The organism is Allorhizobium paknamense (assembly GCF_030815125.1).
In the GTDB taxonomy this organism is placed as follows: Bacteria; Pseudomonadota; Alphaproteobacteria; order Rhizobiales; family Rhizobiaceae; genus Allorhizobium; species Allorhizobium paknamense.
In genome coordinates, this window is record NZ_JAUSWH010000031.1 from 1 (window position 1) to 22,413 (window position 22,413).

Sequence of the window (22,413 nt, forward strand, 5' to 3'; positions counted from 1 at the left end):
GATACGGCAGTGCAGGTAACGCTGGTTCGCTTTCCTGATTATGGCAGCGCAACCGGAGGCGATGCTGAGGGAGATCAATTCCTCACCGTCGAAAACATCATTGGTTCGAACTACAATGATGTTCTCACATCCGCAATCGCCGGAAATCTGGCAGGCGGTCTAGGCGACGATGTCTATGTGATTAACAGCGCGTTGAACAATGGCACCATTACGGTTACCGAAGCCATCAATGCGGGCAATGATACCGTCAAGGCCAATGTTTCCTCCTACACGCTGTCAAACTACATCGAAACGCTGGAATATATCGGCACCGGAAACTTCACCGGCACCGGAAACGATCAGGACAACACCATCATCGGTGGCGATGGAAATGACACGCTGAGCGGCGAAGGCGGAGCCGACAAGATCATTGGTGGCGCGGGGACGGATACCGTCTCCTATGCCACCAGCACCAGCGGTGTCACCGTCAATCTCAAGACGGGCACGGCCTCCGGCGGTGATGCCGAGGGTGACAGACTGTCGGGGATCGAAAATCTGATCGGGTCAGGCTATGCCGATACACTGACCGGGACGGACGGCGACAATACGATCACCGCCGGTAGCGGCAATGACATACTGGAAGGCGGCAAAGGCGCCGATACGCTTCTTGGCGGCAATGGAACCGATACCGCCAGTTATGCGAGTTCGTCGGCCGCCGTGCAGATCGACCTGGTATCCGGCACCTATAAGGGTGGCGACGCGGAAGGCGATGTTCTCAACAGCATCGAGAATTTCATCGGCTCGGCCTATGCGGATACGTTTACGGCGGCAAGTGCCACGACGCTTGCGGGCGGCAAGGGCAACGACACCTATATCGTCAGTCAGGGCGCTTCCACCATCGTGCTCGTGGAAGCGGCGAACGAAGGCACCGATACCGTCAAGACAACGGTGACGAACTACACCTTGCTTGCCAACTTCGAGAACCTGACCCACACCGCCGATACCGATTTTACCGGCTATGGCAATAGCAGCAACAATATCATCATCAGTCAGGCCGGTGATGACAAGCTCTATGGTTACGCAGGTAACGATACGATTCGCGGTGGTGACGGCGCCGATGTGATCAGTGGCGGTGACGGCAGTGACATGTCCAGCTATATCGACTCCGACAAGGGCGTCAGCATCGACCTGACCGCCGGGACGGCCTCTGGCGGTTATGCCACGGGAGACGTTTTGACGGGCATCGAAAACCTGGAAGGATCCTATTACGACGACGTGCTGATCGGCGATGCCAATGCCAACCTGCTGATTGGCGGCGACGGTGTCGATGAACTGCGCGGCGGCGATGGTGATGACACTCTGCGCGGCGGCGCCAAGGGTGACATCATCGATGGGGGCGCCGGAAACGACACCATCAGCTATCTGGACAGCTATGGCGCCGTCACCGTCAACCTCAAGGATTGGACCTTCTCCGGCGGCTATGCCACCGGCGACGTCGTAACCAATGTCGAAAATGTGGAAGGCTCAACCTATTCCGACACATTGATCGGTGACGATGGCAATAACACGCTCAGCGGAGCCTCCGGCAATGACGTTCTGATCGGCGGCGCAGGCGCCGATATTCTGATCGGTGGCGAAGGAGAAGGCGACTGGGTTGACTACACCAGCTCCTCAGCTGGCGTGACAGTCAATCTCACCACCAAGTTGGGCGCAGGCGGCGATGCCGAAGGCGACAGCTATGCCACGATCGAATATATTCGCGGTTCCGCCTTCGATGACGTTCTGACCGGTGACAGCCTCAACAATCAGCTTGTTGGCGGCGACGGCAATGACATTCTCAATGGCGGCTCAGGGAATGACACCCTGATCGGAGGGCTTGGTGCCGATCAGCTTAACGGCGGGTTGGGCACGGGCGATATCGCAAGCTATGCGGACGCCACCTCCTCCGTCATCCTCAACATTGCAACCGGTACCGGTGAAGGCTATGCGGCGGGCGATGTTTTGACCGGCATCGAAATCTACACCGGCGGGAATTATGACGATGTCTTCATCGGCGGAACCCTGGCAGCCCGTTATAATGGCGGCGCTGGCGATGACAGCTTCCTTGCCGGCACGGGGACGGAAATCATTCAGGGTGGTGACGGTACGGATACGCTGAGCTATGCCTCTTCGGCCTCGGCGGTGTCCCTCAACCTGATCACGGGTGCCGGATCGGGAGGCAGTGCGGCGGGCGACACCTTCAGCGGTGTCGAGATAGTGGTAGGGTCGAGCTTCGATGACAGCTTCACGACCGCAACGGATACCAGTCTGATCGGCGGTCTCGGCAACGATACCTATGATCTTGGCACATCGTCCAGCACAGTCACCGAGGTGGAGGATGGCGGCATCGATCTGGTCAAGAGCAGTGCGGGGAGTTTCACGCTCAGCGATCATGTCGAAAACCTCGTCTATACCGGGTCGTCCGACTTCATCGGCGTTGGAAATGCCGCGGCAAACGTGCTCACCGGCGGCATAGGCAATGACACGCTATACGGTCTGTCCGGCGATGACCGTCTGCTGGGCGGGGCGGGCAGTGATGCTCTTTATGGCGGCGAGGGAAGCGACGTATTCGTCTTTACCACCGGTGACGGCAATGACACGATCTACGACTTCGAGGCAGGAAGCGACCAGATCGATCTCTCCGGCTTCGGCTATGCCACCCTTGACGACGCTGCCTCGCTGGCATCGGAGATCGATGGCGGGGTGCTGTTCAGCTTCGCAAATGGCGACAGCCTGACCGTGCTTGGCCTGGATTATGCGAGCCTGCACACCAATACAGCTCTGCTCTGACGCTGTAGATTGCAAAAGGATGGCGACGGGTTTCGGTGCGCCATCCGCCTTTCCCGGGACAAACTCTACTGCATAATTCCTTAGATCGGAATCGATTTAAGGTGAAAATTATGCAGCAGATTTAAAGCGTTACAGCGTCCTTTGTGCGTTTGAAAAAACGCACGGCGCTGTAAAGCACGTTGCGGCTTATCCGCCTCATGCAACGTGCTTTACGTTCTTGTTTTAACGCATGTCGTTATCGCAAAACCGCTGCACACTTTTGCGCGACATGCTCTAGGGTCAAAACTCAATCAGGATGGGTGTTCTGCAAGGCGTATTTTGTGTCTGAGTAGGAGGAAAGGTGCAGGAAATGCCGATCATTTTCAAACCTTTCCGACGCCCGCAGGCGCAAAATACGCCTTGCCCGAAGGGTTGAGCGGGATGGGCCGCCTGATTGCGAACAATGCTCGACAAGGCCTCAGGGCCTTGCCTTGCGCTTGTTCGCGGCCATTCAATCCCATCCCGTTCAACAGAACACCCATCCTGATTGAGTTTTGACCCTAAAGCCGTGCCTTCAGGCTTTCATCGGGAAAGCAGGTGGGGGCGAGGCCGTTTTTTGCCTGCCAGTCGCCGAGGGAGCGGCGGGTCTTGAAGCCGGCGAGGCCGTCGGCCTTGCCGATATCGTAGCCCTTGGCCGCAAGGCTTTTCTGCATGGTCAGCACATCCGAGCGCAGCATGTGGCCGACATTGCCCCAGGATGCGGTGAAGGCACCGCTGCCATAGGCGATCCGGTCCGCCAGATTGCCGATGAACAGGGCATAGAGATCGGAATTGTTGTATTCCTTCAGCACGTAGAAATTCGGCGTCACCAGAAATTCCGGGCCGTGGCGGCCTGCGGGAACGAGCATCATCGTCGAGGCCGACAGTTCCTCCTTCGGGAAAGGCTTGCCGGAGACGCGGGCAATACCCATGGCAGCCCAGGAGGAGAGCGGTCTGGCAAGGTCCGGACCTTCCTGCGCGCAGGAAATCTTCTCTGGAATGGTGACCTCGAAGCCCCAGTCGCGGCCACGCTGCCAGCCCTTGGCGACGAGGAAATTGGCCATGGAGGCGAGGCTGTCCGGTACGGAGGTCCAGATGTTGCGATGGCCGTCACCATCGAAATCCACCGCATATTTCAAAAAGCTGGAGGGCATGAATTGCGGCTGGCCAAGCGCACCGGCGCTGGAGCCCAGCATCGCATCGGCGGCGATATCGCCGCCGTCGAGAATATGCAGCGCATCGATCAGTTCACGGGTGAACAACTCCTTGCGCGTCGACATGAAGGCGCTGGTGGCGAGCACATCGACGGCGGAAAAGGGCAATTTCGCCTTGCCGTAGCCGGTTTCACGCGCCCAGATCGCGAGAAGAATGGGGCCGGGCACGCCGTATTTCGTCTCGATCTTCTTCAACGTGCCGGAATATTGATCCGCCAGCGCCCGCCCGCTGGCCGCCAATGCCGAAAGCCGGGCTTCGTTGAAATAGGGTCCGGGGGAGGAAAACTCCGCCTGCGTTTGCGGTCTCTCCTTGGCTGGCGGAAAACCGGGTGGGGCCAGATCCGGCAGGCTCCAGACCAATCTGGCGCGGCCCATGACGGCGTTGAAGGTCGCGGGCGAAATCCCGGCCTTCTGCGCTTCTGGCCAGAGACGTGCCTTCACCCAGTCACGGAACTGACCTTCCACCGCAGCTTTCGACGGTTCGGCAACAGCGATCCCTATAGTCGTGCAAAAGCTCAGGATGAGAGCGACGCAGGCAAGAATTGCGGTGCGGATCATGATGTCTCCAGCAACTTTACTGCATAATTCCTTAAATCGGAGTCGGTTTAAGGATAAAATTATGCAGCAAATGTAAAGCGTTACAGCGAACCTTTGTATGCCATATATGGCGCACGGCGCTGTAAAAGAACGGTTTATACGAACGGTCATTGAAAATGACAGTTCGTATGTCATTTTCGAATATCTCAAGCCCCTGATGCATTTGAAACATTCGAAATCTTTTCAAGGCGGGGATGCGGCAGCATCTTCGAGCCTTGGTATCAGATCGTCGTGCGCGCCCGCAGGGCTGCCGAAAGCGTGCCTTCATCCAGATAGTCCAGTTCCCCCCCCACCGGCACACCATGGGCCAGCCGGGTGATCTTCACCTCGAGCCCGGACAGATGATCGGTGATGTAATGCGCCGTGGTCTGGCCTTCCACTGTTGCATTGACGGCCAGAATAACCTCGCGCACGCCGCCCTGGCTGACGCGGTCGATCAGGCCCTTGATGTTCAGGTCGTCCGGGCCGACGCCATTCAGCGGCGACAACGTGCCGCCCAGCACATGATAGGCGGTGTTCATCGCACCGGCCCGCTCCAGCGCCCAGAGATCGGATACATCCTCCACGACGATGATGACGGAATGATCGCGCCGCGTATCGGTGCAGACCGTACAGGGATCGACGGTATCGACATTGCCGCAGTTGGAGCAGACCTTTACCTGCCGATGCGCCTCTCCCATGGCCTCGGCCAACGGCCCCATCAACTGGTCGCGCTTTTTGATCAGGTGCAGTGCCGCCCGCCGGGCCGAGCGGGGTCCAAGCCCCGGCACCTTGGCCAGAAGCTGGATGAGTTTTTCAATTTCAGGGCCAGTGACTCGTTTTGCCATGCGGCTGCTTCTACCCCATATCCTCAAGGGACGGAATCATCTGCGAGACATAACCCATGAAAATCCTCAGTATCACGCTCGGCAGAAGCCGGACATTGCCGGGCAAGAGCACGCGCACCGGGTTTTTCAAGGAGCCGGTCGCGGGTCCCGTGCTGGTGGATCGCGACGGACTGGTGGGCGATGCGGTACTGAACCGCAAGCACCATGGCGGACCTGATCAGGCCCTCTATCTTGAGGGCAGCGTGACGCTGGATTGGTGGCGGCAGACACTCGGCCTGCCGCTGCCGCCCGGAAGTTTCGGCGAAAATCTGGTGATCGAAGGGCTGGACAACCGCGATCTGGCGGTGGGAGACCGGTTGGAATGTGCGGACGTGGTGCTGGAAATCACCGCACCGCGCACGCCCTGCGCCACCTTTGCCGCCGCCATGGATCGTCCCGCCATCGTCAGGGAATACTGGAAGGCGGCCCGGCCAGGGGCCTATGCGCGCGTTGTTTCAGGCGGTTACCTGACCCTTGGCGCGGTGGTGACGCATGCTGCCTTTGCCGGAGACCGGCCACCCCTCGCAGACCTGATGCTGCCACCCGGCAAGCGTCTTGATGCGGTGGAGAGGGCAAGGCTTCTCGCCTTGCCGCTTGCCAGCCGCTGGCGACAGAAGCTTGGAGCAAAAGGTTAACGATGGAACAAAAAATGCCGCCTGCACTTAATGGTTCACCAACTTGTTGCCGCCTTTGACGCGCTTATGTTGGCCGTGTCGGAAGCGTGACCGCCTCATGCTTCACCCATTTTTCAAGGCGGGAATGTTTCATTCCCGGGCCTTGGGACAAGACCGGAGCGGAAAAGGCTGCCAGACGGCAGCTGCCCGCTTCGACCACCGATGATAAGGAGTGTTCGATGTCATCCTTCGCCAAATTTTCCGCAGCCGCCGCTGCGGTGGCGCTTGCCCTTCCCCTTGCCGCCACATCCGCCAAAGCCGCCAGCGTCCAGGTCGGCATGCTGACCTGCGAGATGAGCCCCGGGATCAGTGCGGTGATCGGCTCCAGCCGTGATCTCAACTGCGAATTCAAACCGACCGGTTCCGGCCCGGTGGAATATTATCAGGGCAAGCTCACCAAGTTCGGCGTCGATCTCGGCTATGTCCATGGCGGCAAACTCGCCTGGGCCGTTTATGCACCGAGCCGCCTGATGGAAGGGTCGCTTCAAGGCAATTACGGCGGCACCAGCGCCAATGCGGCGCTCGGCTTCGGCGGCGCGGTCAATGTGCTGCTCGGCGGCTTCCAGGGTTCCGTCGCCCTGCAGCCGATTGCGCTGGAAAGCACCCTCGGCATCAATCTCGGCGCAACCATCGCTTCGATGGATCTCGGCTATGTGCCGCCGTCGACACCAAAGTCGCTGGACAACGGCCCGCCGCTCAAGCATCACCGCCACCAGCCGCGCGGCTGATAACGGTCTATGTTTTAGAGCATAATCCGACCGGAGTGAAACGAGGATCGATAAGATTATGCTTCAAAAATAGAACCTTAGAGCGCCGATCTGATTCAATCACATCGAAAAGCGCTCTAAGCAGAAAGGCCGGGCGCAAGCCCGGCCTTTTCGTCTTTCTGGCCCTGAAAGGGCAAAATCACTCGACGTAATATTTGCTATACTGCTTGCGGAATTTTTCCGAGCCGCCGAAGTCGCTGTAGCGCGTCAGGGCCTGCATGTCGGTCTTGTTCAGCAGCACGCCCAGCACCTTGTTGGAGATGTGCGGCTCGGCGTCGAGCAGGTCGGACACCAGCTTGGTCGGCGTCTTGCCCCATTCCACGACGAAGACGAAGCCATCTGCCAGCGGCGCAAAGGCCTTGGCATCGACCACCGGACCAAGCGGCGCCAGATCGACCACGACATAATCGAAGGACTGTTTGGCAGCCTCGATCAGCGCCTGCATGCCCGGCGAGGCGATCAGTTCGTTGGTATGCGCCAGCGAACGGGCCGCAGCCCCCGGTACGACAGGCAGAATCGCCAGCTTGGTTTCCTGGTCCACCTTGATGCAATCCTGCCACGGCACATCGCCGAGAACCGCCTGCACCAGACCGACACGCGGCAAGGGCTGCAGAAGGCGAGACAGGCTCGGATTGCGCAAGTCCGCATCGATCAGCAGTGTGCGCTTGCCGCTGGAGGCGAGCAGCACGGCCAGATTGGCCGCGACGGTGGACTTGCCTTCCCCCGGCAGCGCCGACAGCACGCCGATCACCCGGCTGCTCTTGCCCTGCAGGATGATGTCGGCGGCGAGCTTGGTGTTGCGCAGCGTTTCGGCAAAGGCCGAGCGCGGCGCTTCCACCACGGTGCGCATCATCCGGTCCAGCCCGGGCGCATCTGTTCCGGTGGGCAGAACCGGTTTCTTGCCGCGCTTACGCAGCCAGTCGGAATTCAGCGCCGTCTTCATTTTCGGGCCCATGCGGGGCAGATAGCCCAGCGATTTCTGGCCGAGAACGGCGCGGACGTCGCTTTCCAGGCGGAAGAAGCGTTCCTGCATTTCCTGAAGGAAGGCAAGACCGGCACCGGCCATCAGGCCCAGCACGGCAGAAAGCGCCAGAACCATGGTCTTCTTCGGGCTGGAGGGCGAAGTCGGCACCCCGGCCTCGGAAATGACACGGGCCTTGGCAATCGGCAGAGACTGGCTCTGGCTGGCTACTTCATAGCGGTTGAGGAAGGATTCGTAGAGACCCTTGAGAGCTGTCGCCTTCTGCTCCAGTTCCCTGAGATGCACCAGCGAGCGATTAGCGTCGGAGTTCTTGCCAGCCAGCTTGTCGATACTGTTGGTCAGCGATTGTTCGCGCGAGCGGGCAACGTCATATTCGTTGCGGTAGCTCGCCGTCAGCTGCTGCAGTTCCTGAAAAATCTGGCCGCCGACATTTTCCTTCTCGGCCTTCAGGGCAACGGCCTGCGGATGATTGGCGCCAAAATTGTTGACGATATCCTGCTCGCGCTTTTCGATGCTGAGATATTTGCTTCTGAGATCCTGCATGACCTGGTTGCCGGTGGACTGGCCGGAGACAACCGCATTCTTCACCGCATTCTGCGGGCCCTGGTCAACGATCGACTTATACTGTTGATAGCGCGCTGCGGCGCTGGCGCTGTCCGCCTGGGCCACGATCAACTGTTTGTTGAGATCGCTGAGCTGCTGCTCGGACATCAACTCGCCGCCCATCTGGGTCAGGCCGTTTTCTGCCTTGTAACGCTCGGCCTCGAGGGAAGCCATCTGCGCGCGCTTGGCCAGATCGTCAAGACGGCTCTGCAGCCAGAGGCTTGCCCGTTCGCTGGCATCGAAATTGGCATTGAGCTGGTCGGTCAGGAAGGCATCCGCATAGGCCTTGGTGATCTTGGCGGAAAGCTGCGGATCAGGCGACTTGAACGAGACCGCGATGACCGAACTGCGCATCACGCGGTCAACATCCACGGCCTGCTGCAACAGGGCACCGGCCTTGGCGCGCTTGCCTGCCTTGATCTCCGCCTCGGTCAGCTCCGGATCGTCCTTGAAAAGGCCGGTGATGGAGGACACGACGCCTTTCAGCATCGCCGCAGGCGATTGCGGCGGATTGAGGATGATCTCGTTATCGGCAAGCCCCGCCTCGTCCACGACCCTGAGCGCCATGCTGTTGGATTTGAGGATTTCCACCGCACTGGCGATCTGCGTATCCACTTCCTGCTGGATGCGCGCTCCGGCCTTGTCGTCTTCGGCATAACGCGAAAGATCATTATCGAGCAGGATCTGCGTCTGCGAGGTGTAGTACGGCGTGGCAAAGACCAGATAGGCCACGCCGAGCATGATGAACAGCGCGACCGACAGACCGACGATACGAGCCCGCCGCACGGCAGCGGCAATCAGCCGGTCAAGGTCGATGAAGGAATCGGAATCGGGTTGCTCCCGGTGCAAAACAGCTTTCAATGGCAAGCTTCTTTCATTCATGACGGCTGCTCTTCAGGTTCCGTGGAACATCGGGGTTCGGAATGTCTTCAGATAAGGAAAGGCGATGACGCCGCCTGCCCTACCAGTGTGTTCTCCGCAATTCCGGCGCGGCCAGAACCGGGCCTGCCAAGGATAGTGCGGTGTCTCCGCGGGCAACCTCCTGCGCCGAGGATCTCCGCCCGAAAAGGCGGGGCGACCGAAACGTCTCACGCGGCGGCTGCCACATGCCTCCCTTTCGGCTGTCCATGTCCTCATACGCTTTACCCAATGCTCGACAGATGATGATCCGGCAGTCCATGCCGCAGGATCCGTCCTGTTTTACGACCGCGCACGAAAACCCGGTCGTAAAGAGTTAAACATAGTTCACCTTTTGCCCCGAATCACTGTTTATTTCGGGGGGCTTGGCGCTACAGCGAACCTTTGTGCGCCATATATGGCGCACGGCGCTGTAGGGGCAGGATAACTCCTCCCCGCCTTGAAGGTTCATGCCGCGCGGATGCCGCGCTCGTGACCGAGCACCAGATCCTTCACCGACGCATAGACGGCATCGCCCAGATCGGCCCGCGCCAGCGCGAAGGCGACATTGGCTTCGATGAAACCGAGCTTGGAGCCGCAATCGAAGGTGCGCCCCTCGTAAGGGTGAGCGTGGAAGGGCTGCTTGCCCGAGAGCGTCAGCATGGCATCCGTCAGCTGGATTTCATTGCCGGCGCCGCGCGGCTGCGTGGCCAGGATGTCGAAAATGTCCGGCTGCAGGATGTAGCGGCCGTTCAGGTAGAAATTCGACGGCGCTTCCGAGGCTTTCGGCTTTTCCACCATGCCCGTGACGGCAAAGCCATGCGGCACGCTATCGCCCTTGGCGACGATACCGTAGCTGGACACCTCTTCCGGCGCGCATTGTTCCACGCCGAGCACATTGCCGCCGACAACGCTGTAGAGATCCATGAGCCCGGCAATGCAGCCCTTGGCGCCGTAGCAGAGCATGTCCGGCAAGAGCAGCGCGAAAGGTTCGTTGCCGATCAGGTCGCGGGCGCACCAGACAGCATGGCCAAGCCCGAGCGGGGCCTGCTGACGGGTGAAGCTTACGGAACCTGCCGGCGGCAGCAGGGTCTGCAACTCGTTGACCTGCTTCATCTTGCCAGCCTTTTCCAGCGAGGCGAGCAGTTCCGGCGTATCGTCGAAGTGGTCTTCGATGGAGTGCTTGTTGCGGCTGGTGACGAAGACGATGTGCTCGATGCCGGCCTGACGAGCTTCGTCCACGGCATATTGCACGACGGGACGATCCACGATGGTCAGCATTTCCTTGGGCATGGCCTTGGTGGCGGGCAGGAAGCGCGTGCCGTTGCCTGCAACGGGAATAACGGCTTTCCTGACGGTCTTGCGAAGATCCATGTCGTTATCCTTTATGGGTGAGGGGCCTCTGTGCCCGGGCTCGAAGGTCTGGTATCCGGAACGGCCCGGGAATTCCCGCTCCGGCTGAAACGCGTGGCAAGCCGTTGCAGGCGCACTGCAATCGGCATTTTCAGGTGGCGGAGCGCCACCGGATCGGTCATCACCGCGCGGGCAACGCCCGGAAGCGACCGGGCCTTCAACGCATCGATGAGCATGATGAAGGCGCGCGCCTCGCCGAGGCTGCGGGTCCGGCGCCTCTGCGCGGCCAGCGCCTCGGGGGGCAAGCGGTAGCGAATGGTAAAGCCGCGATCGGCAGAGACCATGGCATCGACGTGATGCAGTTGCAGCACACGGGAAATCGAGCCTTCACGGATATTGTAGATATAGCCGGGCTCCGGCTCCACAACGCAGACGCCGCCCTCCGCCAGCGCCGAGGCCAGCAGCAGGTAATCCTCGCCGATCTTCAGCCCCTCGTCGAAGGAGAGGCCCTTTTCCAGCAGGAAGGCGCGCAGGAAGATCGGCTTCATATAGCCGAAATTATGCTTGGCCTCGAACAGCACGTTGGAGCGGATGAAGGTGGCGAGATCGAGAGCCGGAAGCGCAGCCAGCACCTCCACCGGAAACATCATCCGCCGTGCGCCGGAAAGCTCGACCACGTCGAGATTGTCCACCGCGATCTGGGCGCTGGCGCGCTCGGCCCGGGCAATCATCCGCGACAGGCGATCCGGGCGGATCGTGTCGTCGGAATCGACCACGGCGATCCAGCGGCCCGTCGCGGCGGCAATGGCTGCATTGCGTGCCCCACCTGGACCCTTGTTCTTTTCAAGCGCCACCAGATGCACGCGCGGATCAGGATAGGCGCCGACAATCTCGCGGGTCCGGTCCTTCGAGCAGTCATCCGCCACCACCACTTCCAGCGAGACGCCGGTGGACGCCAGCACGCTTGCCAGCGTATCGGCAATCGTCTCCTCGGCATTATAGGCGGCGATGATGATCGAGACGTCGGGTCCGGTTTGCATCATGGCTGTGCGGCCTCCAAAGTCCCGTATTGATGGATTTCCCGGAAGCCGAGAAGGCCGGAGATCGCCCCCACATGCAGCAGGCCGCGCAGGATGAAGCGGTTGCGCCGCACCGGCAGGAAGACAGTGAGAAGCGCTGCGGCAAAGCAGAAGGCAGCCTTGGCCGCCGCCAGCGGCACCTGCTTGACCCGGCCAAGGGCACCGGATTTTTCCATGAGCAGCCGTCCATGCGTCTGGCCCATGCGGTAGCGGCGCTTGGCCAGCCAGTTGAAGCTGGCGCGCCCTTCCGTCACCGGCTCGTTCACCCAGGCCTCACCGGCATAGGCGATCTTGCCGCCCTGGCGATGGATATGGGTGAAGAATTCCGTGTCCTCGCCACCCGTCTTGCCGAGCGCCAGATTGAAACGGCGGCCCTCGAGACGCGGTGATTTTAAATCCAGCAGCACATTGCAGGTATAGCCGGTGCGGATGTCGCCGCCGACAAAGACCGGAAAGGTGGAGTGAAAATCCCCCTTGCTCATCCAGCCGGGCGCGGATGCACCATAGACAGCCTGAACCGGCCCCAGAACCGCATCGGCGCCGCTATCGCGCGCCACCTTAAACAGCGCCGTCAGCCAGGTCTGGCTTGCGGTCTCATCATCGTCGATAAAAGCCAGATAATCGGCGTCACTGGCGTCCAGACAGGCGTTGCGGGCAATGGAAATATTGCCTGCCGGGCAGTGCACATAGCAGATGCCCCAGGGCAGGCTTTGCCGAAGACCGTCCACCAGGGCAGCGGCGCTCGGCGACTGATCGTTATCCGCCACGATAATCCTGAGCGACACGCCTTCCGGCACGTCGATCATCGCCAGCGACAGCAGTGTTGCCCGCAGTTCCTGACGGCGAAAGGTGCAAATGCCGATATCGATCCGGACGGGGCGTGCGGTCATGACGCCACCTTCTGACCCGGATTGAGCTCCAGCGGACGGCGTCCGCGCACATCGAGAATTTCCCGCCAGAAGCCTGCCGACCACGCGAAATGCATGATCATGGCGGAAATAGCGGCCAGCGGCCCATGCGGATTGCGCTGGCCGATAGCAAGCCATGCGCCATATCCCAGGCAGGCCAGCATCCAGAAGCCCATCGGGATGATGGCCCACCAATAGATGACCGCCAACAGCGCGCCGACGGTGACAGGGGCCACCGCCAGCGGAATGAGTTGGCGCAGGCTCGGCAGTGAACGATGCTTCAGGAAATTCTTGGCGCGCCCACGGCCATAGCCGAAATATTGGCGGAAGAGCGGGCCGGCGCTGGAACGGGGATAATAGATCATGCTGGTTTCAGCCGTCATCCACACCCGGTAACCGGCCTTGTTGAGGCGGAAATCGAACTCGGCATCCTCATTGTGGCGGAAGCTTTCGTCATAGCCGCCCACCGCCTTGAAGGCGGCAATACGCATCAGCGCATGATGGCCATGATCGGTCCAATGGCTCTTGGCGCCGATGCGGTGCTTGGAGCCGCCATTGCCGAGCTTTGAATTCTGCGCCAGCGCGGTTGCCTTCTGGAAGGTGCCATAGCCCACCGTCTGCATGCCGACGACCACGGAATCGGCTCCCGTTTGCAGGGCTTCCCGCACCAGAACCTGGCAGTAATCCTCTGGATAGGTGCCGTGGGCATCGATGCGGATCATGTAATCATACTCGCCGCCGAAGCGGGCCATGGCGAGATTGACCGCCGCACTCTGGATCTTTTTCGGGTTCTCGATCAGCTTGACGCGGGCATTTTCCAAGAGGATGCGCGCCACGATCTCCCGCGTTGCATCGGTGCTGCCGCCATCGGCAACGACGATTTCCGCGTCCAGTTCCTCAAGGGCCAGACCAAGACTGGCGATCACCCCCTCAATATGCTTTTCCTCGTTGAGGCAGGGAATGACGATCAGGCAGCGAACGGATTTGAGATTTTCAGCCATCATGAACATCCACATTGATTGAGGGGCTGTAGGGTTTGACATCGGCGGGCGACGGTTTCAGGCGCGTCGAGAGATCCGGCAGGGTCCGCAACCGCTCCACCAGCGCCCGGCAATCGCCGGCATCTGCCGTGAAGAGACGCGCATCGGCGGCGGCAAGGGCGGCAAAGGCTTCGTCATAGGCGGAACCGGTCATGGTCTCGAACAGGGCGGATAGCGCCTCGACACCCGCCGTTTCGATGCAAAAGCCGAGGCCATGACGCTGCAGGGTTCGCCCGGTTTCCGTGCCGGAGAGCGCAATCGGCAGCGCGCCATGACGGCAGCTTTCGTAAAGCCGGTTGGGCAGAAGCCAGTCGGAATTCTGGCCTTCCTCATAGAAGTCGATCGCCCAGGCGAATTGTACCTCGCCATAGATGCGGGCCAGATCCTCAGGATTGCGGTAGGCCCCGTGGAAAGTCATATAGGGTTCCGCAGCCACGCGGGCATCGAAATCCGGCATGACACCATAGGCGGGGCGGCCGCGCAGCTCGATCTGCACCCGTCCCTGCATAGCGCGGGAAAAGGCGGCAAGCGCGTCAAAGGACCGGGCGCAGCGCAGCGCCCCGAACCAGCCGATGCGCCAGGGCTGCCCCGCAGCCGGACGACGTGCGTTGAGGCTCGGCATGCTCTCGCCGGAAAGATCGAGAACCTTGTTCTCCATCAGCATGACAGGCAGATCCACGCTGGAGAGGCGGTGGAAATAGTGCTCGACAAAGGCGGGGGAACTGGTGATCAGCAGGCTCGCCTGACGTGACAGCCTGCCTTCCAGCGCCCGCAACGCCTTGCCAAGCCCGTCCTCACGCAAAACCAAGCGGTGAATATCCAGGCACTCGTAGACCAGCGGCACCGGCGCGCCGAAGGCATGGCGCGCGCGCCGGCCCACGGCCAGCATTTCCAGATTGCGGGCAAGGATCACGTCCGGGCGCGGCAAATGGCCGAGCATCCGGCGCACGCCGAAGGCCGCCTTGATCACCGCCGAGGCGCGCTGGCCAAAACGGCCATCCGCCGTCAGGCCAAGCTCTATGGGCTGAATGCCTTCAACGGCGGCAAGTGCGTTGCTGTCGCGGCGAAAGCCCGCCAGCATCACCTCCGCCCCACCGGCGACAAGCATCAGCACGCGCCGGCGAATGGCCGGATCGGCAAGATCATGCGCCAGATAGAGCACCCGAATGCCCATGCAATCCCCTCTTTGCCCTGCTCCGGTCCTTGTTCGAGACGGACCGGACCGTTTTCATCAATTCAGTTTACAGGCCACCGAGTCCGGGAACTGGCACTTGTCCCCTTCGGCAGTGAAAGCCACCCTATCGATCGTCATGGTTTGCGTGCCCGAGAAGGAGAAGGGTCCCATCCAGTCCTTCAGCTTGTCGGTGCCCCAGAGGCTGAAGAAGATCTTCTGCGGGTTCTTCGGCAGCTTGGCAGGATCGGTCACCTCATTGACCAGCTTGCCGTTGACGTAGAAGCGCAGGCTATCCTTCTGCCAGACGAAGGCGTAGTCGTTGAAACCCTTGTTGGCGCCGCCGTGGACATCGGCCATCTTTTCGTTACCGCCCTTGGCGGACACATATTGATTGACCTGAACGGCATTGAGGTTCTTGCCGAGAATCTCGAAGTCGATCTCGTCATGCGGCTTCTTGTTCATCGGGCCGATGAAGGTGAAGAAGGCCGAGTTGAGGCCGGAGGCATCGGCCGCCTTCAGCCGCGCCTCATAGGTGCCATAGCCGAAGACCTGCTTGGTCTGAATTTCACCACAGGCGAAATCCCGATCCTTGACGGGCTGCTTGTCGAAGGTCAGCACAAGATTGCCGTCCTCCACCTTCACATTCTTCTTCGACCAGGTGCAATTCTGGTGTGCGCCATTGTTCCACCCATCGGAAATATACCAGCGCTTCATGTCGAGCGTATTGAAATCGTCTACGAAGGATGCGCCGGTGGCGGCATCCTGGGCATGGGCGGCCTGCGCGACGAGCGCGGCCATGGCAAAGATCGGGCTGGCGATCCGGATCGACGTCATCGTCTTTCTCCTTTGGCTTCAAGCGCCACCGGCAACAGCACAGGCTGTTTCTGGATCTTCATCCGTCTCTCCGGCGGCGTCTTCATCAGACCTCGTTCCCCACAATCCGCCGGTCCTTCGGGCCGGCTCCATACCTTAACACTATGGGAATGTGCCTCGAAAAATATGGCAGTGCAGCAAAAAAATTTAGGATTTGTTTGCCTTTCGACATTTTTCTCGCCTGAACAGACCCCCAAATGCGACATGCGTCACCGCAGAGAAATCAAGAGAAGCTTTTTCTTTCAATCCTTTAAAACAGATAGAGAAAAAGCTATCAGCGAAGTTTAACCATGAGTTAATCTTTCTGCTCTGCACGGCGACGCGGAGCGGAAATCACACCCATTTCCTCTGCTTTCACCCCTGGATTGGGGCAGAACGCCCGGATCAGGCTGCATGCGGCGAAAGCCGCGCCTGTCTTCTGCGTTGCACCATATCCTTCAACTTGTGCAGCAGATCCCGCTCGGTCAGGATGACCAGCACCCCATAAATGGCGCCTCCGGCCACCGCACCCAGCACCAGCTGCAACACCGGATTAGGCAGCAGATCGTGGAGGCGATCGAGACCGAAGCGCACGGCGAACGCCATGAGAAAAGCCGAGGCCATGGGGCGGGTGGACAAGACAAACCCTTTCAGGAAAGGCGTGCCATCCGCCCGGAACACGACGAAGCTATAGCCGAACAGCACCACGGCATTGACCACGCAGAGTGCAATCATCACGTCCGTCAGTGTGCCGTAAAGCGCTGTCCCGGCGACCGCCGCCGTCGTAAAGACCGCGCGGATCACCGCCCACCAGAACAGCGTATCCCCATGCCCTACCCCCTTCAGATAGGGAATGAAGGTGCTGCAGGGGGTCAGGATCGCCTTGGAAAAGGCCAGCAACCCCAGCACAGGCCAGGCCCAGGCCCATTGCGGCCCGAATAGCACCAGCATGGCAGGTTCGGCCAGCGCCCACATGCCGAACATCATCGGCGCCAGCAGAACGGTGGTGATCCGCGTGCTGAGCATCAGCGCCTGCGAACGGCGTTCCCCGTCATGGGTCATGGCGCTGAACGCCGGAAAGAGTACGCCCATCACCGCCGACAGCACCACCTGGTTGGGTATGCTGGAAAACCGGTTTGCGGCAGAATAGGCCCCTGCGTCGGTCAGACCGAGATAGCGGGAAATCACCACCATCGGCGACTGGAAGGTGACGAAATTGGCAATTTCCGACCCCATCATCCCCAGGCTGAAGCGGCCCAGCGCCAAAATCCGCTTCAGCTTGAAGCGGAAAGCAGGCACATAGCCGGAAACCGCATAAAGCCCGCAAAGCCGGATCAGAGCCGAGGAAAAGAGCTGCGCCACCAGGGCGGCAACGCCATAGCCATAAAGCGCCATGCCCACCGCAATCAGCGCGCCCGCCGTTTCGGAAATCATGCTCCAGACGGCATCCTGGCTGAACTGCATGCGCCGCGCCAAAAGCGCATAGGCCACGTCACCGGTCAATTGCAGCGGGATCAGCAGCGCCATGATCTGAACGAGAGGCGCTGCTTCCTCCGCACCGAACAGAGCCGAGACAGGCCTTGCAAACAGGAAGAGCAGCCCAGCCATCACACAGGCGGTGAGGAGATTGGCCCAGAAGACCGAGTGGATCGTGTCCTTATCCTCGTCTTCCTGAATGACGAGCGCTGCCCCGAAACCTGCCCCGCCGATCATCGCCAGAAACTGCACCACCGTCAGCGCCACAGCCACCGCGCCGAACTGGTCAGGCGTCAGAAGCCGCGCCAGGATCGGCACCGTCACGAATTTCAGGCCGAACGTGCCGGTCTTGGACAGCACGCTCCAGGCAACGTTTCGGGTGATGGACTTGGCATTTACGCTATGCGACATCGCCTGCGACCCTTAAAGCTTCCCGGGTATCGGACGGTCCGTTGAGAACCGGCTCCCCGCTCCCTCCGATGCAAAACAAAATCCTGGCCAATGGTGCTGCGCGCCAGACAACCCGATGGACCCGTTCTGCGCGCAGATGTAAACCTGCGGCCACGCAATGCGTCAGGGCATTGTTGAGATCGTCTCTATCGCAGCCCTTGCTCCATGAGAATGGCGCGGCATGAAGCGATCGTGCCTGTGAGGCAATCCACCCGAATTTGGTCGACGCCAGACCGGATCAGGCCGCACATCTTCTCCGTCATCCCAAACGAGGCTCTTGCGTAATGCTAATAATCCCCTGATATAAAGGGAATTGCTGCATTGCGGCAAGAGCCTTCGGGACAGAATTTCCGCCATCGCCGTCAAGACCATTTGGAACCATCAGACATGAAGCCTTTTTACTGGGAATCCAGCCACGGAAACTTTGGCGACGACCTCAATCTCTGGCTCTGGGATTTTCTGCTGCCGGGCCTGAGGGATGTGCATGCGGAAACGCTGCTGGTGGGTGTTGGGACCGTGCTGAACGATCAGCTTCTGCCCCGTGAGCAGCACAAGCTGGTGATTGGCAGCGGCTTCGGTTATGGCAATCTGCCCGACATGAGCAATCCCCGGGAATGGGACATCCGCTCGGTGCGCGGGCCGAAAACTGCGGCAAAGCTCGGCCTGCCGCCGGAAAAGGGCGTGGTCGATCCAGCAGTGATGGTCGCCGAGATGCCTGAATTCCAGGGCCTTGGAAAGCGCCATGCTGTCAGCTTCGTGCCCCATTGGGAATCGGCGATTTCCGGCGTCTGGGCTTTCGCAGCGAAAATGGCGGGCATGCACTACATCGACCCCTGCGGTGAAGCGAAGTTCGTGATCCGGGAAATCGCGCAGTCCGACCTGATCATTGCCGAATCCATGCATGGCGCCATTCTGGCCGATGCTTTCCGTGTGCCGTGGGTGGCGGTCAGCACCTCTTCCGCCATCAACAGCTTCAAATGGAACGATTGGGCTGAAAGCCTTGGCGTAACCTATCGCCCGCACAAGATCCCGGTGTCGACCCGTGCGGAAGCGAAGATGAAGAACGCGCGGTTCTGGGGCATGGGGTTTGCAGCACCGGAAGAGAGCGCCACTCAGACAGGTCACCACGCAGCGCCCACGACCGCACCGGCGCCAGTGGCCGAGCAGGGCGGTCTGCGGCAGATCGCCAAGCAGGCCCTGGCCGTGCCAGCCGTTCTCGGTCTTCGCCAGGCTGTGAAACAAAAGCCGCAACTGAGCAGCGACAGCACGCTTGCAGCGCGCAAAGCGCGCTTCCTCGAGGTGATAGACGGCATCCGCCAGGACTATCTCTGATCGGCTTCCGTCATCACCGGCAAAAGAAAGCGCAGCGAGCCGGTGGTGGGCTGCGGGGTCGGGGCTTTTGAGCCGATAAAGGCTTCCTTCTTGTCGGCGGCAATACCGCCGACAATGGCCGGAACGGCCTGGGGATGGCTGAGCGCGTAGGCAATCGCCGCAAGCGCCCCATCATTGTTCTTCAGATCCAGGAAATGCCGCAGTTCGTAGCGGTCGCGAATATGGCGCTCGTGCTGCAACAGCAGGTCGCGCTGGCGCTCTGTCAGGCCGTCGGTGCCAAGGATCGCCTGATCGGCCTCGTAAAGGCGTTTCAGATCGTCGGTGCGGTGTTTGCCGCTCAGCGAATCATGACGCACCACCGCGCCATAGCCACAGCTATGAATGATCTTGTAGCGCGCACCGGCCACGAGTGCGCGGGCATAGAGGTCGTAATCTTCTCCCAGACGCAGCTTTTCGTTATAGCGCAGCCCGTGGCGCTCCAGGAAATCGCGCCGCATCACGGGCTTGAGGAAGCCGATCTCGCCGCGCTGCTCTCCGCGCCGGGAAATATTGCCCAGAATGAAATCCTCGAGATCCAGCATTCGCGCTTCGCGCCGGAAACGTCCGACGCCGGTCGAAACCTGGGCAACGCTCTCTTCCTTCACGAAAACGATATTGTCGGCAATGAAATCCCAGTTGTCCTCGGCCATCATCTGGGCAAACCGGCCCGGCAGGAAGAAGTCGTCCGAATCGAGAATGGCAATCAGGGGCGCTTTGGAAGCCTCGATGGCGCGGTTGCGCGCTGCGGCCGGACCGCGATTGGTTTCAAAGCGAATGATGTTCAGACGACCGCTGCCATCGTCTGCGGCAAGAGCCTCAGCACCGGTTCCGTCCGTCGAGCCATCATCCACGACGACGACTTCGGCGGTCTGCGGCTCCGCCAGAGCAGACCGAACAGCCCTGCCAATGGTCGCCGCGGCATTCTTGGCAGCGATGATGACGCATACGGTGGAACTTCCCGTCATTGCGTACTCCCGTACTTCTGTTCGAAGCCGTTCCCGGGCCTCGAGCACATTCGTGCGGGAGCAAGATTATCCGGAGCTTTCGTTCCGGCTATGATCATATGTCCTGCGACCACTCTTGCTCCAATATCGACCTCTGACACCGCATTTCGGTGCCAGCGCACCACGTGACAAGCAAGACAAAGCTTCGCCCATCAGCATGTTCGCGGATTTTGGCCGAAAAGCGACCGGGAGAAAAGAGGGAATGCTCAGTGATTTCGCAAAACGCCGTGAGAACCGTCCTGAAGGGAGGTCACAGCCTTGCTTTCCCGCACACCATCCTCACGCACGACACCCGCAGCCATGACGCGACCCTTCGCCTTGCGCGCCTGCGATTCGCGATACACCAGGTAGAGCATGGCACAGAAATAGCCCACCTGAATAAGAACGGCGCAAAGTACGGTTTTCAGCGCGGTGGAACCGATGGAACCGGTCAGATAGTAAGTGATGAGCGCGAAGATCACCAAAGCGCCAATCATACTGAAAAAAACTTTGGGCGCTTTCATCGACCGAGCCTCCTCCCGGTTAGACATTGCATGAATCATGTCCGTCGCCTTCTCCTCCAAGGCCCTATGAATATAGAGTCAGCGCCTTGGTCTTTCAATCTGCGACAGCGGTTCCGACGCATTTGCACAGTTCTCTTTGGTCTTATAGCGGCAAGGACTTTCAGGTTCGTTACACAAATGTCTCAATTTTTTGCGCAGAATTAAGGAAATTCTAAGCATTTCGCAGGGTTGCGCCGAGAGACTCATCCGGACCTCACAACAGCGCGCGGCAATGAAATCGATTTAATTTTGCCCTTCGGAGGGCTCGAATTATGAGTTTGAGGTTGCCGAAATGCCGAAACTTTGATGGATTTGGATCACAAATTGTTACAACATTAGCACATATCGATAAAAATATGTGCGTCGCAATATAATGACGCAATGCAATAAGTGGGGCATTGGTCTTGGAGACCGTTACGAATGTTTTGCCAAAATGGGGCAATTATGTGATAACTTGCCTCAGCCCGTGTAAAAATAAAATAGAAAAGATTCCGTTAATGGGAAGGTTAACAAGAATTACATGGGAACATCGAAATAGATGACGATGTAATGACAGCGCCACCTCGAAATATACTCCAAATTTATTATTGACTGAACATATGGCGTAATTTCTATCATTCCGATGGCTGGAAGGTTTTGATCGGGGTGGGATTGCTAACGACACATTCTCAACACACACTAGGGCCAGTCAACCAGCGTCCCTCGGGACCGGAGCAATCGCCCACGTCAATGGAGTTACCTCTATGAAGTCCGCGACCAGATCGGCCAGCACGCCGTATTTTACATCGATCGCAGCCGGCACCCAGCCGGTGGGGGGAATATCCAAGCGCAGTCTCGATATCCTGATCGCCTGCATGGCGCTTGTGCTGTTCAGCCCGCTTTTCCTTTTGATCGCCGCCCTTGTGAAGCTCACGGACGGCGGATCTGTTTTCTACGGCCATCGCCGGGTCGGTCATAACGGCCAGCATTTTCATTGCCTGAAGTTCCGCACCATGGTGCAGAATGGCGACAAGGTGCTCCAGGATTATCTTCGTAACAATCCGGAAGCCTACGAAGAATGGCGCACGACGCGCAAGCTTCAGAACGATCCGCGCGTGACCGTTGTCGGCTCCGTCCTGCGCAAGCTCAGCCTCGATGAACTGCCGCAGCTTTTCAACATCGTTCGTGGCGAGATGAGCATTGTCGGCCCGCGTCCGGTTGTTGAAGACGAATTGGAAATGTACGAGGCCGCCGCGCATTATTATCTGCAGACCCGCCCCGGTCTCACCGGCCTGTGGCAGGTGAGCGGTCGCAACGATGTCTCCTACGCAACCCGGGTTGCCATGGATACGCAGTATGTGAAGAACTGGTCTCTGGTGAAGGACGTCATGATCATGATCAAGACCGTTCCCGCCGTGTGCCTGTCCCGCGGCAGCTATTAAGGCGCTGCCCGTATTCAAGATTAGGTTCTGTCAGATCCAGCTCCGGAACGGCGCGGCAAGCGCCTTCCGGGAAAACGCGTAAAAAAGGTCAACCAGCTTTGACCAAAATCGTGTTTACTGCATAATTCCTTAGATCGAGATCGATTTAAGGTGAAAATTACGCAGCAGATTTAAAGTGCTACAGCGAACCTTTGTGCGCCATATAGCGCGCACGGCGCTGTAGCGGATGGAACTGAAAGCAGACATAGTGTCGGCAGATCATCGTACCTCGTGCTTGTCTCCAAAAGCAGTTCCGATGATGTGCTTGTCGAAGGATC

General features: G+C 59.5%; 17 protein-coding genes. 5 read left to right on the forward strand and 12 right to left on the reverse strand.

Annotated features, from left to right (window positions below):
• Window positions 1-2,808, forward strand: a 2,808-nt coding sequence (locus QO005_RS23500; RefSeq protein WP_307160445.1) for a beta strand repeat-containing protein, incomplete at its 5' end; no start/stop codon positions are given.
• 539 nt (window positions 2,809-3,347) lie between these two features.
• Here QO005_RS23500 and QO005_RS23505 read toward each other — a convergent pair.
• Together QO005_RS23505 and recR are read right to left on the reverse strand one after the other, a co-directional pair.
• Window positions 3,348-4,598, reverse strand: a complete 1,251-nt coding sequence (locus QO005_RS23505) for a lytic murein transglycosylase (protein WP_307160446.1) — start codon at window positions 4,596-4,598, stop codon at window positions 3,348-3,350.
• A 260-nt stretch (window positions 4,599-4,858) separates the two neighbouring features.
• The gene (gene recR, locus QO005_RS23510; protein WP_307160447.1) at window positions 4,859-5,464 is read right to left on the reverse strand and encodes a recombination mediator RecR; all 606 of its coding nucleotides are present in this window, start codon (window positions 5,462-5,464) and stop codon (window positions 4,859-4,861) included.
• Window positions 5,465-5,520: 56 nt separating this feature from the next.
• On the opposite strand from recR, the gene QO005_RS23515 reads away from it, so the two are divergent.
• Together QO005_RS23515 and QO005_RS23520 are read left to right on the forward strand one after the other, a co-directional pair.
• Window positions 5,521-6,138 (forward strand): MOSC domain-containing protein, encoded by a 618-nt coding sequence (locus QO005_RS23515; RefSeq protein ID WP_307160448.1) that lies wholly within the window; start codon window positions 5,521-5,523, stop codon window positions 6,136-6,138.
• A gap of 218 nt (window positions 6,139-6,356) precedes the next feature.
• Window positions 6,357-6,905: a DUF992 domain-containing protein gene (locus QO005_RS23520; protein ID WP_307160449.1), complete on the forward strand. Its 549-nt coding sequence runs from the start codon at window positions 6,357-6,359 to the stop codon at window positions 6,903-6,905.
• A gap of 178 nt (window positions 6,906-7,083) precedes the next feature.
• Here the strand turns inward: QO005_RS23520 and QO005_RS23525 are convergent, their stop codons facing one another.
• The 8 genes from QO005_RS23525 to QO005_RS23560 form a co-directional block, all read right to left on the reverse strand.
• On the reverse strand, window positions 7,084-9,411 hold the full coding sequence (locus QO005_RS23525) for a polysaccharide biosynthesis tyrosine autokinase (protein WP_307160450.1): 2,328 nt from the start codon (window positions 9,409-9,411) through the stop codon (window positions 7,084-7,086).
• Window positions 9,412-9,894: 483 nt separating this feature from the next.
• Window positions 9,895-10,800 (reverse strand): UTP--glucose-1-phosphate uridylyltransferase, encoded by a 906-nt coding sequence (locus tag QO005_RS23530; RefSeq protein ID WP_307160451.1) that lies wholly within the window; start codon window positions 10,798-10,800, stop codon window positions 9,895-9,897.
• 11 nt (window positions 10,801-10,811) lie between these two features.
• Complete coding sequence (locus QO005_RS23535) at window positions 10,812-11,822, reverse strand: glycosyltransferase family 2 protein (protein WP_307160452.1); 1,011 nt, start codon at window positions 11,820-11,822, stop codon at window positions 10,812-10,814.
• Window positions 11,819-12,748 carry a glycosyltransferase family 2 protein gene (locus QO005_RS23540; protein WP_307160453.1) on the reverse strand — a complete coding sequence of 310 codons (930 nt, stop codon included), beginning with the start codon at window positions 12,746-12,748 and terminating at the stop codon, window positions 11,819-11,821. The genes QO005_RS23535 and QO005_RS23540 overlap by 4 nt, the downstream gene beginning before the upstream one ends.
• Window positions 12,745-13,770: a glycosyltransferase family 2 protein gene (locus tag QO005_RS23545; RefSeq protein WP_307160454.1), complete on the reverse strand. Its 1,026-nt coding sequence runs from the start codon at window positions 13,768-13,770 to the stop codon at window positions 12,745-12,747. The genes QO005_RS23540 and QO005_RS23545 overlap by 4 nt, the downstream gene beginning before the upstream one ends.
• A complete protein-coding gene (locus QO005_RS23550) occupies window positions 13,760-14,980 on the reverse strand; it encodes a glycosyltransferase (RefSeq protein WP_307160455.1) in 1,221 nt (406 codons plus the stop codon). The genes QO005_RS23545 and QO005_RS23550 overlap by 11 nt, the downstream gene beginning before the upstream one ends.
• A 57-nt stretch (window positions 14,981-15,037) precedes the next feature.
• Window positions 15,038-15,814, reverse strand: coding sequence for an endo-1,3-1,4-beta-glycanase ExoK (gene exoK, locus QO005_RS23555; RefSeq protein WP_370878150.1), 777 nt, complete (start codon window positions 15,812-15,814; stop codon window positions 15,038-15,040).
• A 423-nt stretch (window positions 15,815-16,237) separates the two neighbouring features.
• Window positions 16,238-17,719 carry a lipopolysaccharide biosynthesis protein gene (locus tag QO005_RS23560; RefSeq protein ID WP_307160456.1) on the reverse strand — a complete coding sequence of 494 codons (1,482 nt, stop codon included), beginning with the start codon at window positions 17,717-17,719 and terminating at the stop codon, window positions 16,238-16,240.
• 426 nt (window positions 17,720-18,145) lie between these two features.
• On the opposite strand from QO005_RS23560, the gene QO005_RS23565 reads away from it, so the two are divergent.
• Window positions 18,146-19,090 (forward strand): polysaccharide pyruvyl transferase family protein, encoded by a 945-nt coding sequence (locus QO005_RS23565; protein WP_307160457.1) that lies wholly within the window; start codon window positions 18,146-18,148, stop codon window positions 19,088-19,090.
• Here QO005_RS23565 and QO005_RS23570 read toward each other — a convergent pair.
• Together QO005_RS23570 and QO005_RS23575 are read right to left on the reverse strand one after the other, a co-directional pair.
• Window positions 19,081-20,094 carry a glycosyltransferase family 2 protein gene (locus QO005_RS23570; protein ID WP_307160458.1) on the reverse strand — a complete coding sequence of 338 codons (1,014 nt, stop codon included), beginning with the start codon at window positions 20,092-20,094 and terminating at the stop codon, window positions 19,081-19,083. The two genes, QO005_RS23565 and QO005_RS23570, sit on opposite strands and share 10 nt — an antisense overlap.
• Window positions 20,095-20,339: 245 nt before the next feature.
• Entirely contained in the window at window positions 20,340-20,636 is a 297-nt protein-coding gene (locus QO005_RS23575; RefSeq protein WP_307160459.1) for an exopolysaccharide production repressor protein, read from the reverse strand.
• Window positions 20,637-21,418: 782 nt separating this feature from the next.
• Between QO005_RS23575 and QO005_RS23580 the strand changes: the two genes are divergently transcribed.
• On the forward strand, window positions 21,419-22,096 hold the full coding sequence (locus tag QO005_RS23580; RefSeq protein WP_307160460.1) for a sugar transferase: 678 nt from the start codon (window positions 21,419-21,421) through the stop codon (window positions 22,094-22,096).
• Window positions 22,097-22,413 lie beyond the last annotated feature (317 nt).

Bases quoted from the DNA above. Each gene is read 5' to 3' on its own strand.
- QO005_RS23560 (WP_307160456.1), bottom strand. From the start codon at position 17,719: ATGTCGCATAGCGTAAATGCCAAGTCCATCACCCGAAACGTTGCCTGG.
- QO005_RS23550 (WP_307160455.1), bottom strand. From the start codon at position 14,980: ATGGGCATTCGGGTGCTCTATCTGGCGCATGATCTTGCCGATCCGGCC.
- QO005_RS23575 (WP_307160459.1), bottom strand. From the start codon at position 20,636: ATGAAAGCGCCCAAAGTTTTTTTCAGTATGATTGGCGCTTTGGTGATC.
- QO005_RS23515 (WP_307160448.1), top strand. From the start codon at position 5,521: ATGAAAATCCTCAGTATCACGCTCGGCAGAAGCCGGACATTGCCGGGC.
- recR (WP_307160447.1), bottom strand. From the start codon at position 5,464: ATGGCAAAACGAGTCACTGGCCCTGAAATTGAAAAACTCATCCAGCTT.
- QO005_RS23565 (WP_307160457.1), top strand. From the start codon at position 18,146: ATGAAGCCTTTTTACTGGGAATCCAGCCACGGAAACTTTGGCGACGAC.
- QO005_RS23525 (WP_307160450.1), bottom strand. From the start codon at position 9,411: ATGAATGAAAGAAGCTTGCCATTGAAAGCTGTTTTGCACCGGGAGCAA.
- QO005_RS23580 (WP_307160460.1), top strand. From the start codon at position 21,419: ATGAAGTCCGCGACCAGATCGGCCAGCACGCCGTATTTTACATCGATC.
- QO005_RS23530 (WP_307160451.1), bottom strand. From the start codon at position 10,800: ATGGATCTTCGCAAGACCGTCAGGAAAGCCGTTATTCCCGTTGCAGGC.
- QO005_RS23545 (WP_307160454.1), bottom strand. From the start codon at position 13,770: ATGATGGCTGAAAATCTCAAATCCGTTCGCTGCCTGATCGTCATTCCC.
- QO005_RS23535 (WP_307160452.1), bottom strand. From the start codon at position 11,822: ATGATGCAAACCGGACCCGACGTCTCGATCATCATCGCCGCCTATAAT.
- QO005_RS23520 (WP_307160449.1), top strand. From the start codon at position 6,357: ATGTCATCCTTCGCCAAATTTTCCGCAGCCGCCGCTGCGGTGGCGCTT.
- QO005_RS23570 (WP_307160458.1), bottom strand. From the start codon at position 20,094: ATGACGGGAAGTTCCACCGTATGCGTCATCATCGCTGCCAAGAATGCC.
- QO005_RS23540 (WP_307160453.1), bottom strand. From the start codon at position 12,748: ATGACCGCACGCCCCGTCCGGATCGATATCGGCATTTGCACCTTTCGC.
- QO005_RS23505 (WP_307160446.1), bottom strand. From the start codon at position 4,598: ATGATCCGCACCGCAATTCTTGCCTGCGTCGCTCTCATCCTGAGCTTT.
- exoK (WP_370878150.1), bottom strand. From the start codon at position 15,814: ATGACGTCGATCCGGATCGCCAGCCCGATCTTTGCCATGGCCGCGCTC.